The sequence below is a fragment of the Streptomyces sp. NPDC002870 genome (genome assembly GCF_042888505.1).
In the GTDB taxonomy this organism is placed as follows: domain Bacteria; phylum Actinomycetota; class Actinomycetes; order Streptomycetales; family Streptomycetaceae; genus Streptomyces.
The window spans coordinates 137273-151774 of sequence record NZ_JBIAPW010000012.1; the positions used below are offsets into that span (position 1 = coordinate 137273).

Genomic DNA, 14502 nt, shown 5'->3' on the forward strand with positions numbered 1-14502 from the left:
TCCCGATGGAGCTTATTCGGAGGGCGATTCGTGAGCAGCTCATCTAGGACGTTCGCGGAGCTGTTCGATACCTTCGAGCGGGAAGCCTTCCGACTGGAGACCCTGGACGACTACAGCAAGTCCGGAAACATTGACGCCTTCCAGTCATTCATGGCGGCCGAGTCGCAGCCTGAGGGCTACAACGCGGACTGGGTCGCCGAGCTGCAATCGCACGTGAGCAGGGGAAAGCGCGTGTATCGCGTGCATGTCCTGTGCCGCCCGCTGACCCCCTACCTTCGCTTTGAACTCGGCTGGGGCTACCAGAAGAACATGAGCGGGGGCGAGGAGTTCTTCATCCTGGACACGACTGAGCAGCCGAATCCTCTTGAGAGCGTTCCCGACTTCTGGCTCTTCGATTCGACGGATACAGCCGTTTTGGAGTATGACGAGACCGGGGCGTTCCTCGGCGCAGAAGTCCTCGATGCCGGGCGAGCAAGCGAGTTCGCCGAATATCGGGAGGTGGCGCTGGCTCATTCAGAGCCGTTCACCGACTGGTGGGCCAAGCACGGCAAGTGAACAGAACGCAGCTTGGAGCCGCACTGCGGGCACTGCGAGAGGCATCCGGGAAGGAGGCCAAAGCGGTGGCCCGCAGCGCACTCATGTCTCCGTCCAAGCTGTCCAAGATTGACCTGCCCCCTGGGGGCCGAGGCCTCCAACCACACGGAACGGGGCGCAGGGTGCACCACCACGGCTATCTGTGGACCGGCCAGAAACAGCGGTTCGACCAGGAAGGCCTGCGTCGTCCCCCACACCCCGAACCGCCCCCCGGCCGGCAGCAGACCCGAGCTGATCCAGCGGTACCGCGACGTCGTCGTGGAGTCCCCGTCTCCGATCTGCCGCCCCTCGAAATCCCTCACTGGCTCATGAAGCCCAGAAGCCTGGTCCTGGGAACATGGGAGGAGCCGGAGGAAGCCGCGGGCTGGCTCGGCGAGCGACTGGTCGAGTACGCGCCCCGCTTCGGCTCCGACTCGGACCGGGACAGCGCCCGCCTGGCCGCGCTGGTCAACTCCACCGCCGGGACACTCCGCTGGGGCGGCGACGTATCCCTCGGCTTCTACCTCGAACGCCCCGCGTTCCTCTCCCTCGCGCTCGTGACGTGCTCACCAACCCGCACCGCGCCCGATCCGGGCTGCCCGCTGCGCCGTCCCGCCCGTGGTAGAGAGGGCTCATGAAGCGCGACGAGCTGATGTGGTTCCTTCGCAGGTACAAGCTCGCCGTCCAGGCGTCCGTGGCGTCGGACGGAGGACCCCAGGCCGCGGTCGTCGGATACGCGGTCAGCGACGAGCTCGAGATCGTGTTCGACACCGTCGAGACGACGCGCAAGTGCCTCAACCTGCACACCGACCCCCGCATCGCGCTCGTGATCGGCTGGGACGACGCGATCACCGCGCAGATCGAGGGTGTCGCGGACTTCCCCACCGGCTCCGAGCTCGAGCGTATTCAGGCGTGCTACTTCACCGCGTACCCGGACGGCCGGGACCGTCTCGCCTGGCCGGGCATCACGCACGTGCGGGTCCGGCCGACCTGGGTGCGCTACAGCGACTTCACCCAGGACCCGCCGCTGGTCGAAGAGCTCACCGTCGACGAGCTCACGATCGGGTGACTTCCCAACCCTCCGCAAGGCCCTCCGCCAGCACCTCCGCGAGATGTCTCGCCCGCCTCCCCTCCAGCTGCTCCAGCTGCGTACGGCACGAGAACCCGTCCGCCAGCAGCTCCGCCCCCTCCCCGGCCGCCCGCACCGCCGGCAGCAGCTGGTCCTCCGCGCACGCCACCGACACGGCGTAGTGGCCCTTCTCGAAGCCGAAGTTCCCCGCCAGGCCGCAGCAGCCCCCGCTCAACTCCCCCACCAGCCCGGCCCGTTCACGCAAGCGGCGCTCCGCCGCGTCCCCGAGCACCGCATGCTGGTGGCAGTGCGTCTGGCCGGCCACCGCCCGGTCCAGGCGCGGCGGGGACCAGTCCGGGGCGCACTCCTCCAGCGCCTGGGCGAAGGTCCGGACCGATGCCGCCAAGCGGGCCGCCCGGAGGTCGTCGGCCAGCAGTTCCGGCAGGTCCGTCTTGAGCGCCGCCGCACAGCTCGGCTCCAGGACGACCACCGGCACGCCCAGTTCCAGCAGCGGCTCCACCGTGTCCAGCGTCCGGCGCATGACGGCACGCGCGCGGTCGAGCTGGCCCGTGGAGACGTACGTCAGGCCACAGCAGACCCGGGCCGGTGGCAGCACGATGCCGATGCCCGCCGCCTCCATCACCTTCACCGCCGCCCGGCCGACGGACGGCGACAGGTGGTCGGTGAAGGTGTCCGGCCACAGCACCGCCGTGCGGTTCTTCGCCAGGATCTCCGTCCGGTCACCCATGTGCTCCCGCAGCCAGCGCCGGAAGGTCACCGGCGCGAGCGTGGGAAGTGAACGCTCCGGGGCGATTTGGCCCAACCGCTTCGCGAGCGCCGCCAGCGGGCGCACCCGCGCCACCGCGTTGACCACGCGGGCAAAGGGAGCGGCCGCCCGCAGCCAGAGGGGCAGACGGCCCATCGTGTAGTGAGACGCGGGCCGAACCCGGCCCGCGTAGTGGTGGTGCAGGAACTCCGCCTTGTACGTGGCCATGTCGACGCCCACCGGGCAGTCGCTGCGGCACCCCTTGCAGGAGAGGCACAGGTCGAGGGCGTCGCGCACCTCCGTCGAGCGCCAGCCGTCGCGTACGACCTCGCCCGCCAGCATCTCGTGCAGCAGCCGGGCCCGCCCGCGCGTGGAGTGCTGCTCCTCGCCCGTCGCCCGGAAGGAAGGGCACATGACACCGCCGCCCGAACCCGCGTCGGTGGTACGGCATTTGGCGACGCCGACACACCTGCGTACCGCCCCCGCGAAGTCCCCGCCGTCGTCCGGATAGCCATACGCCACCTCCACCGGCTTCTTCGGCAGGACGGAGAAGCGGAGATTGGAGTCGAGCCGGTCGGGGCGGGCGAGTATCCCCGGGTTCATGCCGCCGGCCGGGTCCCACACGTCCTTGAACCGGCCGAAGAGGGCGACCAGTTCGTCGCCGTACATCTTCGGCAGCAGCTCCGCGCGCGCCTGCCCGTCGCCGTGCTCGCCCGACAGCGAGCCGCCGTGCGCGACGACGAGTTCCGCGACGTCGACGGAGAAGGTCCGGAAGCGGGCCACGCCCTCCGCGCTCATCAGGTCGAAATCGATACGGACGTGAATGCAGCCGTCGCCGAAGTGTCCGTACGGCGTGCCGCTCAGGCCGTGCTCGGCGAGCAGCGCCCGGAAGTCCCGCAGATACGCCCCCAGCCGGGCCGGCGGCACCGCGCAGTCCTCCCACCCCGGCCAGGCCTCGCCGCCCTCGGCGGTCCGCGTCGCCGTCCCCGCCGCGTCCTCCCGTACCCGCCACAGCGCCCGCATGCCCGCCGGGTCGTCCACCACCGTGCCGTCCAGCGCGTCCGCCGCCCGCACGATCCCGGCCGCGGCGGCCCGCGCCTGTGCCGCCGTGTCGCCGCCCATCTCCACGAACAGCCAGGCCCCGCCGCGCGGCAGCCCGTGCGCGTGGGGCACCAGGTCCTCGGCCATGCCCTCGACGGTCAGCGGCCGGTGCGCCAGCAGCCCGGGCGCAGCGTCGGCCGCCGCGCTCTCGTCGGGGTATCCGAGGACGGCGAGCGCCCGCGCACGCGGCGCGTCGACCAGGCGCAGGGCCGCCTCCGTCACCACCCCCAGCGTGCCCTCACTGCCGCAGAACGCCCGCGCCAGATCGACGCCCCTCTCGGGCAGCAGGGCATCCAGCGCGTATCCGGAGATTCGGCGTGGCAGCCCGTCCGGAAACCCCGTCCGCAGCAGCGCCAGGTTTCGTCCGACGAGTTCCCGCAGGCCGGTGGGGGCACCGCCCTCCCAGCCCTGGCCGAGGCGGAGTTCGTCCCCGCCGTACGTCACGACGGACAGGCCACGGACGTTGTCGGCGGTCGTTCCCCAGGCCACCGAGTGCGCGCCGCAGGAGTTGTTGCCGATCATCCCGCCGAGGGTGCACCGGTTGTGCGTGGACGGATCCGGCCCGAACGTCAGCCCGTCGGGCCGTACCGCATCGCGCAGCGTGTCCAGTACGACGCCGGGCTGCACCACCGCCGTACGGGCGGCCGTGTCCAGCTCCAGCACCTCGTTCATATGGCGGGTGAAGTCCAGCACCACGCCGATGCCGGTGGCCTGCCCGGCGATCGACGTACCGCCGCCGCGCGGCACCACCGGCACGCCGTGCCGCCTGCACACCTGCAGGGCGGCGGCCACGTCCTCCGCGTCGCGCGGCGTCACGACGCCGACCGGTACGCGCCGGTAGTTGGACGCGTCCATGGTCATCAGGGCCCGGGTGGCCGTGGTGAAGTCCACCTCACCGCGCACCGCCTTCGATAGCTCCCGCGCCAGCTCGCCGGTCTCGCGCCGGCTCGCCCCGCCTCGCCCCGCCTGTCGCTGTTCAGCCATGTGTCTCAGGATGCCCCTGTCACTCACATCACACCGGCAGGAAACGTGCCGCTCGCGCCCATTGCGCCGCGGCGCCCGCGGAAATGCCCACAGGAATTCCGCAATTGCGCTCGTCAACTCTCCTATAGTGACGACCACTTGATCAGGAACAAACGGCTCCAGTTACGCCCTCGCCACCCCGGAAGGCAACACTCGATGACCGGCACCGCGCAGAACCAATGACCCGCGTCACGCGGGCGGTCCCCCCGGCGCAGCCCCACCCCGCGCTCCCCGGGACGACCGTCGATGCCCTGAAGATCGCCGTCGTGGGCGGCTTCGGAGTCGGCAAGACGACGATGGTCCGCTCCGCCAGCGAGATCCGCCCGCTGCACACGGAGGAGGGGGTGAGCCGCGCGGGCCGCACGCTGGACGACACCTGTCGGGTACGCGCCAAGGGCTCCAGCACCGTCGCCCTGGACTTCGGCCGGATCACGATCGACGAGCGCAGCGTCCTGTACCTCTTCGGCGCGCCCGGCCAGGAACGTTTCTGGTTCCTGTGGGACCGCCTCTTCGACGGCACGCTCGGCGCGGTCGTCCTCGTCGACACCCGCTCGCTGCCCGACGCCTGGTACGCACTGGACCGCCTGGAACACCACGGCATGCCCTTCATCATCGCCGTCAACGACTTCGGCGGCCCGCTGCGGAGCGAGGAGCAGATACGCGAGGCGCTGGCACTGGGCCCGGAGGTGCCGCTGGTGGAGTTCGACGCCCGCGATCACTCCTCCAGCAAGTTCGTGCTGATCGCGCTCGTGGAGTATCTGCACGCGCTGTCGTTGGGCGAGGCAGACCCTAAGGACGACCGCGGTCAGGACCACAAGGGTGACCGCGGTCAGGACCGCAAGGGCGACTGACGCGCAGGTCAGGACCAGGGAGCCCGTCTCATCGGCCGGACCGCATCTCCGCCGCGTCCCTCGACCCGATACGCTCCGGAACGTGGCTGAGATCCAGATTCCCGCTGACATCAAGCCCGCCGACGGCCGTTTCGGCGCGGGCCCCTCCAAGGTGCGTACGGAGGCGCTGGACGCCCTGGCCGCGACCGGCACATCCCTCCTCGGCACGTCCCACCGCCAGGCCCCGGTCAAGAACCTGGTCGGCGCGGTGCGCGACGGCGTACGCGACCTCTTCCAGCTCCCCGAGGGCTACGAAGTGATCCTGGGCAACGGCGGCTCCACCGCCTTCTGGGACATCGCGACACACGGCCTGATCGAGAACAAGTCCCAGCACCTGTCCTTCGGCGAGTTCTCTTCCAAGTTCGCGAAGGCGTCGAAGCTCGCGCCATGGCTGGCCGAGCCGACGGTCATCGCCTCCGACCCGGGCACACACCCGGACCCCGAGGCGGAGGCGGGCATCGACGTCTACGCCTTCACCCACAACGAGACCTCCACCGGCGTCGCGGCCCCCATCAAGCGGGTCGCGGGCGCGGACGAGGGCGCGCTGGTCCTGGTCGACGCCACGTCGGGCGCGGGCGGGCTGCCGGTCGACATCGCAGAGACGGACGTCTACTACTTCGCCCCGCAGAAGTCCTTCGCCTCGGACGGCGGCCTGTGGATCGGCGTCTTCTCGCCGGCCGCGCTGGAGCGCGCCGCGCGTGTCCACGGCTCGGGCCGCCACGTACCGGAGTTCTTCTCGCTGCCGACGGCGATCGACAACTCCCGCAAGAACCAGACGTACAACACCCCGGCGCTGGCCACGCTCTTCCTCCTGAACGAGCAGCTGACCTGGCTGAACACCCAGGGCGGTCTGGACTGGTCGGTCCGCCGCACGGCGACGTCGTCGCGGAACCTGTACGGATGGGCCGAGGCGTCGAAGTACGCGACGCCGTTCGTGGTGGACCCGGCGAAGCGCTCGCAGGTCATCGGCACGATCGACTTCGCGGACGAGATCGACGCGGCGGCGGTGGCGAAGGTGCTGCGCGCGAACGGCATCGTCGACACGGAGCCGTACCGCAAGCTGGGGCGGAACCAGCTGCGGGTGGCGATGTTCCCGGCGATCGACCCGGCGGACGTGCAGGCTCTGACGGCGTGCGTCGACTACGTGATCGAGAAGCTCTGAGGCTTGCGGGTCACGTCTGCGTCAACGTCTACGAGTGAGGGGCCCGGCGGCATCACGCCGCCGGGCCCCTCATTCGCGTACGGGAGTGCTCGGCCGGTGTCCGGGTGCGTCGGGTTCGCGAGGTCGGCTCAGTCGCGGCGCAGCAGCCGCTTCACCCCGAAGACGAGCGCGGTGGCGCCGGCCAGGACGATGAGCCCATACATGAAGCTGCTCCTGTCGCTGTCCTCTGCGGCCGGACTCCCGTTCTCGGACGGTGACTTGCTTCCCCCCTCCGAGACGGATTCCTTGCCGAGCGGGACCCGCTTCACCTCACTCTGCTCCCCCTCCGACCCGAACATCAGCGCCTTGCCGTCAGCGGTGTACGTCACGGACTCGGCCTGGCCCTGAATCGGCGCCGACACCCGGTGGTCGGCCCCGAGCCCGCGGTTCTTCCACTCGTACCCGCGCGCGCTGAAGTACGAGCGCAGCACCAGCTCCTTCCCGTCCGGCGAGAAGGCGCCGTCCGTCACCCACGGCACCTCCCCCATCCGCCGGAAGACATTGGTCCGGGTGGGGCTCAGGGTCTCGGGCCCTTCGTACAGCCCGCCACCGTCCTCGTTCTTCGACGCGATGTAGACGCGGCCGGTCTTGGGATGGACCATCATCGCCTCGGCGTTCCGCGCGCCGTCCGCGTACTTCACGGTGTACTGCTTCGCGCGGACGGTCATGTCCTTGAGCGTCTTCGGCTCCGTGAAACGGTAGATCCAGACGTGGTCCCAGCTGCCGTTGAGGTTGTCGCCGATGTCCCCGACGTAGACGTTCCCGTCCGTCCCGACCGAGATGGCCTCCATGTCCCTGGGCTTCCCGACCCCGCTCAGGGTGATCGTCGCGACCGTCTCGCCGGTCTTGGAGTCGACGGCGAAGACCCGCGGCTCGTCCTGGTCGTTGTGCGTCCAGTAGATCCCCGGGTGCACCCGGCTGGCGGCGAGCCCGCTGGACTCCGTTATCCGCGAGTCCTGGATCGTGAACCCGGAGTCGTCGGCGGCGACGGGGGCGGCGGCGAGCACCACCACGGCGGCAGCGGCGGCGGCCCCGGTGACGTACGGAAGCGAGCGCATGGCCCCAGCCTGCCACGACGCGATCAGCCGGCAACGCCGACGTCCCGGCCGCCCCTTGCGTCGGCACCGCCCGTGTCCAGCCTCACATCGCAGGTGCACGGCATGATCGGCCATGATTGCGCCCATGCGTTTCATGTTCGTCGGCGACTCCATGACCATCGGACGCGCTGGCGACTACACCTGGCGCTACCGCATGTGGCAGCACCTGGCCACGTCCTTCGACGGCCCGTACGAGATCGTCGGCCCGCGCACCGAGCTGTACGACACCGTCGCCGACGCCCCCGTCGGCACCTCGTACGCGGACCCCGCTTTCCCCGCCGACGCCCGCAGGCACCTCGCGGGCTGGGGAGAGGGCTGGCTGCACATGGCGCCGGTCGTCCGGGAGACGGTCGCCGCGGAGCAGGCCGACACACTGCTGGTCTCGCTCGGCCTGATAGACCTCGGCTTCTACACGGACAGCGCCCAAACCGCCCTGAACGCCCGGCATTTCATCGCAGAGGCCCGTGCCGCCAACCCGCGTGTGCGCTTCGTCCTGCTGCCCGTCATCCCGAACATCCGGGCCCGCTCGGACGCCCCCTTCGCGGCGGAGTGCGACCGCTTCAACGAACTGCTGGCCAAGTCGGTCGCGGATTTGGACGAGCCGTCCTCGCCTCTGCTGCTGGCGTCGCGCCCGGAGTCGTACGCCATCGACAGGGACACATACGACGGGACGCACCCGGGCCCGTCGGGTGAACACAAGCTGGCGGCGGCGTTCGCGGGGGCGATGCACCAGGGCTGGGGCTTGGGCGGACCGTACACGCCCGTCAGCCGCGTGTGAGGTCAGTGGTCGTCGCGGATGGTGGTGGCGATGCCGTTGACGATGACGACCTCGGCGGACACGCCGGTGCCCTTGGTGGCCGCCTTCAGCTCTTCCTCGGTGCACTCGATGCCGGCCTGGCCGCCCTCACCGCCGTTCTCGTCGCCGCAGATGCCGCCGTAGCCCCAGATCTCGGTGCCCTCGGCGACGAAGAACTGCTGCTCGGTCCCCTTCATGTCCGAGACGGTGAACTTGCCCGGCGCCAGGTACTTCACGTTGCCGAACCAGGTGCCGTTGACGCCCTTGCCCTTGTTGATGCCGTCGATTGCCGACTCCGGGGCGCCGGCGCCGGAGCCGCTCCCGCTGTCGTCGACCGCGGGGCCCTCGTCCGGTGCCGGGCGCTCGGTGACCTTGCTGGCGATGCCGTCCTTCATGACCACGTCCGCGGCGATCGACCCGCTCTTGAGGGCCTTCTCCAGATCGTCGACCGTGCAGGGGGTGTCGGCGGCAGGGTTGAGCTTGCCGCAGATGGTGCCCGCGCCGTAGACCTTGGTGTCCTCGGCGACCCAGAACTGCTGCTCCTTGCCGTTGGCATTGACGATGTGCTTGCCCGGCGCCAGATACTCCACCGTCCCGCCGGCGAAGGTCCCGCTGACCCCCTTGGACTTCGCCGCCGCCCCCACCGGCGCTGCGGAGGCGCCGCCCTTCTGCGAGTCGCCCGCCGCCGCGGCGGCGCCGGTCTTCGACGAGGAGTCTGCGCCCTCGGTGTCGCCCTGGCAGGCCGTCAGCAGCGTGGTACCCGCGAGGAACGCGGCGGCGACGAGAAAGGACTTGGCGCGGAGGGTGGAAGCCATGGTGTGTCCCCTTTGCATGGATGGGGACGGCGGCGGATGCCCCGGGCCCCGTGGTGAGCGGCTGTGCGATCACCATGCGCGAGGTGAGCGGGCCGGGGGAAGGCAAGTCCTCGACCCGCGACGACGCCGTTACGGTCCCCGGATACTGCAACACTTGTACGACGAAGGGGTGTTGGAGCAACCTCAGCACCCGGGATGCACTCCGCCCGGACCGCCCGGACGCGTCTTCGGCCGCGGTCGTCGGGGGACGCGTCTTCAGCCGCGGTCGTCGGAGTGTTCGGCGTCCCACTGCTGCCGTGACGCTGCGATCACGTCCTTGTGTTCGCGAGCCCAGTCGGCGAGTCCGAGCACAGCCCCGGCCAGGCTCTGGCCCGTCGCGGTCAGCCGGTAATCCACCTGCGGCGGGATCGTCGCGTACGCGGTCCGCTCGACCAGCCCGTCGCGGCAGAGCCGGCGGGTGGTCAGGGTCAGCATCCGCTGGGAGATCCCTGGGATCGCGCGCTGCAGCTCGCGGAAACGGTGCACGCCCTTCGCAAGTTCGGCGATGACCAGCACCGACCACTTGTCGCCGATCCGGTCGAGAACATCGCGGATGCCGCAGTCGTCGCCGTCACAGGGGCCGACGGCCGCGATGCCGCTGACCTGGGCGGTTACGGCATTGTGCCCGACCGACATGAGAGTGCCTCCTTACGGGCGTGGCCACTGGTCGCGATGCTGGGGCTGGTTACCGAACAGAACCACAGTAGGGGTATCTCGTGATTCTCGTCACCGGTGCATCCGGCGCGCTCGGCGGTCTGCGCAGTGATCCGTGCGGCGGCGGCAGCCGGGATCAAGCACGTGATCTACACCAGCCTGGCCGGTTCGGGTGATCGACTCACCATCGCGCTGCCGCACCGCTGGACCGAGGCCCGACTCGCCGACGCCCCGCTCGACGTCACGATCCTGCGCAACGGGCTGTACGCGGAGATACCGGCAGGGCTTGCGCTCGCCTCCGCGGAGTCGGCCGCAGAAAGCGGCGTGTTCGCCGCACCGATGGGCACCGGCCGGATGTCGGTCGTCGCCCGGGAAGACCTTGCCGACATCGCCGCACGGATCGCCGTCGGGACAGACGCCGACCTCCGCGCCGGGGGCCGCAGTCGGCACGCAGGGCGCACCTATGAGCTGGAAGGCGTGAGCGCCGTCGGCGGGGAGGACATCGCGGGGGCGCTGGCCGGGGCCTTGGGCCGCCCGGTCCGGTACGAGGCGGCATCGCTGGCCGATGTACGGGCCGTGCTGACCGCCGGCGGCCTCGAGCCGTATCAGGTGACCCACACAATCTCAGCGTTCTCCAACGTCAACGCCGGACTGCTGGAGCAGCGGGAAGGCGATCTGACGGCACTGCTGGAAGCCCCGCCACGGTCGGTCCTGGACCTGATCACCGACACTGCGAAGACCGGCGGCGGCAGCTCGCGCCAGGCGCCGACCGGGCCCTGACGACCTTACGCGGGATACCGCGCGCATCTGTGGTCCTCGCCTCTTGGGGGCCACCCGTCCAGGGCGGCGCCACGCGCGCGCGTGACGCCGCCCCGGGTCGCTCGTCCGGCCGTCAGAACACGAACGGGCCGGGAGTCTGCGCGGACGTGGCGTTGCAGGTCGCGGTGATGCCGAAGACCACGACCGTCAGTGACTTCGCCTCCAGGCTGTCGCCCGCGGCGACCGTCCCGCTGAGGGGGCCGGTGGACACATCGCCCCCGGCGGGGATCGCCGGGTTGGCATTGCCGGTGAACGTCGACGTGCCGGTGCCGTTGTTGGTCAGGGCGAGGGTCGACTTGACCGAGTTCGCCGAGATGTTGATGGGGGACTTGATGGCCGAAGTGGACACGCTGATGGTCGCGGCCGTGCCGTCCTGAGTGGCCGTGAGCGTCGCCGTCCCCGAGCCGAAGGAACCGCAGTCGAAGGAGATGGTGGCCGTCTGCGGCGCCACCGCGTTCGCGGTGGGCGCCATGGCGAGCGAACCTGCCGCCATCACGCCGATGCCCAGTAATGCGCCGATTCCGAGTCTGCCGTGCCTCATGGGTGCCGCCTTCATGTGGGGGTTTGCGGGCTGGCGTCGCCGACTGCCACTGCGCGGCTCGCGGACTCGCGGGATCCATGGGGTGGGGGTGCTGGGGATCGCCCAGGGGCTCGATTCCGGCGCCGACCGCTCTGTGTCTGATGGGCAGTCAGTGACAGTTGCATTGGGGCACGGGCGTCCTGAGAAGGCAAGGACGTTCGCCATGAATTTTGGCCTGCACCGACCAAATTCGGCCGCTACCGAAGCGGAGCGCGTGTAAGCCGGTTCGCCAGCGTCGACATCGTGTACGTCCCGATGCCCATGACCACCTCCAGCGCGTTCTGCTCGGTGTAGCCGTGCGCCAGAAACGCCCCCAGCTCCTCGTCACCCACGCCTCCTGCCGTACGCAGCACCTCCAGCGTGAACTGCCGTACCGCTTCGAGGCGTTCGTCGGCCGGCGGCTTCTGTTCGCACAGCGCGGCGATCAGCCCTTCCTCCGCGCCCAGCGCGCGCAGCTTGCCGGTGTGCATCGCCACGCACACATGGCACTCGTTCCGGGCCGCGACCGTCATGACGACCACCTCGCGGGCGACCGGGTCCAGAGTCGTCTGCTCGAACATCGCGCTGAGCTTCAGGAAACCGTCCAGCAGGTGGGGTGAGGAGGCGAGTCTGGCGACGGCCGGCGGCAAGTGCCCCAGGCGCTTCACCGTCGACTCCATGACGCGGCGCGAAGCGGCGGGCGCCGAGTCCAGGGTGTGTTCAGCGAACATGCGGCAGCTCCTATAATCGACAACGTGGTTGACGACAAAAAGGTAAACCAGGTTGTCGAAGTGCGCAACACCCCAGCCGCCGCACCGGGTTACGAGCTGCCCCTGCTGCTCTTCGCCGGGTTCCGCTCCCTGATCGACCGGCTCCACTCCGAGCTGGCCGCGCAGGGCCACCCGGACGTACGGCCCGCGCACGGCTTCGCCATGCAGGCGATCGGCGCGCACGGCGTGACGGCCAGCGAGATCGGGCGGCGGCTCGGGGTCTCCAAACAGGCCGCCGGCAAGACGGTCGACCGCCTCGTCGCCCTGGGCTACGCCGAGCGCGCCGACGACCCGGCCGACGCGCGCCGGAAGCTGATCCGGCTGACCGCGCGCGGAGTGGACGTCCTCGCCCGCTCGGCCGCGATCTTCGACGAACTGCGCGCGGAGTGGGCGGACGCGCTCGGCGCGGGGCGCGTACGCGAGATCGAGGAGTCCCTGCGTACGGTCGTCCCTGCCGGCGCCTTCCGACTCGACGCCGCGGGCTGGTTCGGCGGCGCGTGACCAGTTCTCGCCACGGCGTGTCACTGTCACCGTGCGTATCGTTGTACGCGGCGACTGCATGCAGCCACGCAGCAGTGGGGAGGAGTGCCACAGTGAGCGTTCTTGACGACAGGATCACGATGGCCGACAACATCAACGAGCAGATCTTGGACGAGATGTTCGAGCAGATGTCAGTCCCCGAGGGCTACAAGGCCGAGATCGTCGAGGGGGCCATCTACATGTCGCCGCAACGGGATACTCACTGGGAGATCATCCTGGACATTATCGAACAGCTGCGGTCCAAGTACCCGAGGAAGCGCCTGAAGTCCGACGTCCGCATCGACTACCCCGGCAACCTCAACGGGTTCGCGACGGACGTGACGTTGTTGGCCGAGGGTGCCGTCAAGACCGACTCGGGCAACTGGCGATACGAGGATGTCCGGTTCGTGGCGGAGGTCATCTCCAAGAGCACCGGTGCCAACGACTACGGGCCGAAGCTGGCCGCGTATGCCACCGCCCAGGTCCCCGTCTATCTGATCGCCGACCCCTACCAAGGCAGGTGCCACCTCTACACCCAGCCCAAGGGCGATGAGTACGCGAGTGAGACGACCGTCGCCTTCGGCACGGACATCGACCTCACCTGCACCCCCGTCGGCCTCACCCTCACCACCGGCGAATTCCCCCGCGACTGACCCCGTCCGCCCTTGCCTCGAGCGCGCTCGAAGGCGTTGGCTTGATCTCATGAAGTACACGCAGCTCGGACGCACCGGACTCAAGGTCAGCCGACTCGTCCTCGGGACGATGAACTTCGGGCCTCTCACCGAAGAGGCCGACAGCCACACCATCATGGACGCCGCGCTCGGCGCGGGGATCAACTTCTTCGACACCGCCAATGTCTACGGCTGGGGCGAGAACAAGGGCCGCACCGAGGAGATCATCGGCAGCTGGTTCGCCAAGGGCGGCGAGCGACGCGACAAGGTCGTCCTCGCCACCAAGCTCTACGCCAACATGGGCGCCGAGGGCGAGGCCTGGCCCAACCACGACAAGCTGTCCGCACTGAACATCCGCCGCGCCGTCGACGCCAGCCTCAAGCGGCTGCGGACCGACTACATCGACCTCTACCAGTTCCACCACATCGACCGGGACACGCCCGTCGAGGAGATCTGGCAGGCGATCGACGTCCTCATCCAGCAGGGCAAGATCCTTTATGCGGGCTCCAGCAACTTCGCCGGCTGGAAGATCGCGCAGACCAATGAGACCGCCCGCCGCCTCGGCTCGTACGGCCTGGTCAGCGAGCAGTGCCTGTACAACCTCGCCGAGCGCCGTGCCGAGATGGAGGTCATCCCAGCAGCGCAGGAGTACGGCCTCGGCGTGATCCCGTGGTCGCCGCTGCAGGGCGGGCTGCTCGGCGGAGTCATCAAGAAGGAGACCGCGGGCGGACGGCGCGCCTCCGGGCGGGCCGCGGAAGCCCTCGCCGACGCCGAGACCCGTGCGCAGATCCAGGCGTACGAGGATCTGCTCGAGAAGCACGGCCTGGAGCCGGGCGAGACCGCGCTGGCCTGGCTGCTCACCCGGCCCGGGGTCACCGGGCCCATCGTCGGGCCGCGTACGGCGGACCAGCTCGCCTCCGCGCTGCGCGCCGTCGAGCTGAAGCTGAGCGACGAGGTGCTGTCCGCGCTGGACGAGATCTTCCCGGGGCCGGGGCCGTCCCCCGAGGCCTTCGCCTGGTAGGGCCTGACAAGCCTGGGGCGCGGCCGTGGTGGGGTCGGCGTTACGTCACCGACCGACCACGGCCGCCACGGCGACGATCGCGAAGATCAGCACGAGCACGCCTGCCATGATCTGGTTTC

General features: G+C 69.9%; 15 protein-coding genes and 2 pseudogenes. 11 read left to right on the forward strand and 6 right to left on the reverse strand.

Features of this window, described 5'->3' with window-relative positions:
- Positions 1-30: 30 nt before the first annotated feature.
- The 4 genes and pseudogenes from ACFYWY_RS17570 (at position 31) to ACFYWY_RS17585 (ending at position 1642) form a co-directional block, all read left to right on the forward strand.
- Entirely contained in the window at positions 31-555 is a 525-nt protein-coding gene (locus ACFYWY_RS17570; RefSeq protein ID WP_389186698.1) for a DUF6879 family protein, read from the forward strand.
- Positions 552-653: pseudogene (locus ACFYWY_RS17575) on the forward strand (helix-turn-helix domain-containing protein); the annotation flags it as partial. The gene ACFYWY_RS17570 and the pseudogene ACFYWY_RS17575, both read left to right, overlap by 4 nt.
- Before the next feature lie 63 nt (positions 654-716).
- Positions 717-1211, forward strand: a pseudogene (locus ACFYWY_RS17580) (hypothetical protein).
- On the forward strand, positions 1208-1642 hold the full coding sequence (locus ACFYWY_RS17585; RefSeq protein ID WP_389186701.1) for a pyridoxamine 5'-phosphate oxidase family protein: 435 nt from the start codon (positions 1208-1210) through the stop codon (positions 1640-1642). The pseudogene ACFYWY_RS17580 and the gene ACFYWY_RS17585 overlap by 4 nt, the downstream one beginning before the upstream one ends.
- Here ACFYWY_RS17585 and ACFYWY_RS17590 read toward each other — a convergent pair.
- The gene (locus ACFYWY_RS17590) at positions 1629-4493 is read right to left on the reverse strand and encodes an FAD-binding and (Fe-S)-binding domain-containing protein (RefSeq protein ID WP_389186704.1); all 2865 of its coding nucleotides are present in this window, start codon (positions 4491-4493) and stop codon (positions 1629-1631) included. The genes ACFYWY_RS17585 and ACFYWY_RS17590 overlap by 14 nt on opposite strands.
- A gap of 218 nt (positions 4494-4711) precedes the next feature.
- Here ACFYWY_RS17590 and ACFYWY_RS17595 point away from each other — a divergent pair, with 218 nt between their 5' ends.
- Both ACFYWY_RS17595 and serC read left to right on the forward strand, forming a co-directional pair.
- Positions 4712-5383 carry an ATP/GTP-binding protein gene (locus ACFYWY_RS17595; RefSeq protein WP_389186707.1) on the forward strand — a complete coding sequence of 224 codons (672 nt, stop codon included), beginning with the start codon at positions 4712-4714 and terminating at the stop codon, positions 5381-5383.
- 82 nt (positions 5384-5465) lie between these two features.
- A complete protein-coding gene (gene serC, locus ACFYWY_RS17600; protein WP_389186710.1) occupies positions 5466-6584 on the forward strand; it encodes a phosphoserine transaminase in 1119 nt (372 codons plus the stop codon).
- Positions 6585-6712: 128 nt separating this feature from the next.
- On the opposite strand, the gene ACFYWY_RS17605 is transcribed toward serC, so the two are convergent.
- Entirely contained in the window at positions 6713-7681 is a 969-nt protein-coding gene (locus ACFYWY_RS17605) for a WD40 repeat domain-containing protein (RefSeq protein WP_389186713.1), read from the reverse strand.
- Positions 7682-7805: 124 nt separating this feature from the next.
- Here ACFYWY_RS17605 and ACFYWY_RS17610 point away from each other — a divergent pair, with 124 nt between their 5' ends.
- The gene (locus ACFYWY_RS17610) at positions 7806-8498 is read left to right on the forward strand and encodes a GDSL-type esterase/lipase family protein (protein WP_389186717.1); all 693 of its coding nucleotides are present in this window, start codon (positions 7806-7808) and stop codon (positions 8496-8498) included.
- 2 nt (positions 8499-8500) lie between these two features.
- Here ACFYWY_RS17610 and ACFYWY_RS17615 read toward each other — a convergent pair whose 3' ends face one another.
- Together ACFYWY_RS17615 and ACFYWY_RS17620 are read right to left on the reverse strand one after the other, a co-directional pair.
- Positions 8501-9331, reverse strand: coding sequence for a hypothetical protein (locus tag ACFYWY_RS17615; protein ID WP_389186720.1), 831 nt, complete (start codon positions 9329-9331; stop codon positions 8501-8503).
- Between the two features lie 255 nt (positions 9332-9586).
- Entirely contained in the window at positions 9587-10006 is a 420-nt protein-coding gene (locus ACFYWY_RS17620; protein WP_389186723.1) for a winged helix-turn-helix transcriptional regulator, read from the reverse strand.
- 162 nt (positions 10007-10168) lie between these two features.
- On the opposite strand from ACFYWY_RS17620, the gene ACFYWY_RS17625 reads away from it, so the two are divergent.
- Complete coding sequence (locus tag ACFYWY_RS17625; protein WP_389186727.1) at positions 10169-10804, forward strand: hypothetical protein; 636 nt, start codon at positions 10169-10171, stop codon at positions 10802-10804.
- Between the two features lie 112 nt (positions 10805-10916).
- On the opposite strand, the gene ACFYWY_RS17630 is transcribed toward ACFYWY_RS17625, so the two are convergent.
- Both ACFYWY_RS17630 and ACFYWY_RS17635 read right to left on the reverse strand, forming a co-directional pair.
- Entirely contained in the window at positions 10917-11384 is a 468-nt protein-coding gene (locus tag ACFYWY_RS17630) for a hypothetical protein (RefSeq protein WP_389186730.1), read from the reverse strand.
- A 236-nt stretch (positions 11385-11620) separates the two neighbouring features.
- Positions 11621-12133, reverse strand: coding sequence for a carboxymuconolactone decarboxylase family protein (locus tag ACFYWY_RS17635; protein WP_389186733.1), 513 nt, complete (start codon positions 12131-12133; stop codon positions 11621-11623).
- A gap of 24 nt (positions 12134-12157) precedes the next feature.
- Between ACFYWY_RS17635 and ACFYWY_RS17640 the strand changes: the two genes are divergently transcribed.
- The 3 genes from ACFYWY_RS17640 (at position 12158) to ACFYWY_RS17650 (ending at position 14383) form a co-directional block, all read left to right on the forward strand.
- A complete protein-coding gene (locus tag ACFYWY_RS17640) occupies positions 12158-12673 on the forward strand; it encodes a MarR family winged helix-turn-helix transcriptional regulator (RefSeq protein ID WP_389186736.1) in 516 nt (171 codons plus the stop codon).
- A gap of 92 nt (positions 12674-12765) precedes the next feature.
- On the forward strand, positions 12766-13344 hold the full coding sequence (locus ACFYWY_RS17645) for a Uma2 family endonuclease (protein WP_389186739.1): 579 nt from the start codon (positions 12766-12768) through the stop codon (positions 13342-13344).
- A 49-nt stretch (positions 13345-13393) separates the two neighbouring features.
- Positions 13394-14383, forward strand: a complete 990-nt coding sequence (locus ACFYWY_RS17650) for an aldo/keto reductase (protein WP_389186742.1) — start codon at positions 13394-13396, stop codon at positions 14381-14383.
- Positions 14384-14502: the final 119 nt, after the last annotated feature.